Annotated in this window: 1 pseudogene; it reads left to right on the forward strand. The window is 69.5% G+C overall.

Annotated features, from left to right (window positions below):
- A pseudogene (locus NCCP_RS15385) lies at positions 1 to 125 on the forward strand (3-oxoacyl-ACP reductase); the annotation flags it as partial.
- Between the last annotated feature and the right edge of the window lie 449 nt (positions 126 to 574).

Consider the following 574-nt stretch of genomic DNA (forward strand, 5'->3'; position numbering starts at 1 on the left):
CCGTGGGCCGTTTCGGGCACCCGCACGAGGTCGCCCCGACGGCGCTGCTGCTGGCCTCCTCCCCCGGCGGAGACTTGTACACTGGCCAGACCCTCGGCCCCAACAGCGGCGACGTCATGCCCTGACCCCTATGGGCGGGCGCGGACCCGGCGCGCAGAGCCACCGCCCGTTTGCTGGACGAGCCGGCAAAGCCGGGGGAGTCATGCCCGGAAAGCTAAGCCGATGAATCCGGACCAAAGGAGCTAAACCGGGGAGCTGGACAGAGCCCGACCCGCCGGTCCTGCTGTGGCCGGCCCCACGTGGGCCTGTGGTGGCCGTCTCCGGGGGGCGGAGGCAGGGTTCGCGTGCGGGCCTTTCATGGACCGGGGGCGGTTTGGCCCGGATCTATGGGGTTTTCGGGACCCATACCTCCTCTCCGGAGTGGTGGGTTGTTCCCGATTTGGTGTTGGGGTGTGGGGGGTGTATTGTTTTCCGAGTCGCCGGGACGGGGACGGCCGGGAACGGCTGGTCCGGAGGGCGGCGAATCCACCCACAACATGTCCTTTCGGGATGGGCGCCTGGTGCGTCCTGGTCC

This window comes from Zafaria cholistanensis (assembly GCF_008580665.1).
In the GTDB taxonomy this organism is placed as follows: domain Bacteria; phylum Actinomycetota; class Actinomycetes; order Actinomycetales; family Micrococcaceae; genus Zafaria; species Zafaria cholistanensis.